Annotated in this window: 1 protein-coding gene; it reads left to right on the top strand. The window is 61.7% G+C overall.

Translation table 11 applies throughout. From position 1 onward, the window contains the following. Window positions 1–243: peptidylprolyl isomerase (locus tag SB816_RS34365; RefSeq protein WP_410548542.1), on the top strand; the 243-nt coding region annotated here is incomplete at both ends.

The raw sequence follows: 243 nt of genomic DNA, 5'->3' as shown, positions 1-243 counted from the left end.
GAGGTGAGCGGTGTCGTGGAGTCGGACCTCGGCTTCCACATCCTGAAGGCGACCGAAGTGAAGCCGTCGGTGGTCAAGCCGTTCGCGGACGTGAAGGATCAGATCGCAGTCGACCTGAAGCAGCAGTACGCAGCGAAGGCCTTCACGGACAACGCGGAAGGCTTCACGTCGACCGTCTACGAAAAGGCGAAGTCGCTGCAACCGGCCGCCGACAAGTACAAGCTGACGATCCAGACGGCCACC

It is taken from the genome of Achromobacter sp. SIMBA_011 (genome assembly GCF_046535435.1).
GTDB lineage: Bacteria > Pseudomonadota > Gammaproteobacteria > Burkholderiales > Burkholderiaceae_B > Achromobacter > Achromobacter dolens.
The sequence above is the reverse complement of the archived record's forward strand: the minus strand, read 5'-3'. Positions and strand labels throughout refer to the sequence as shown.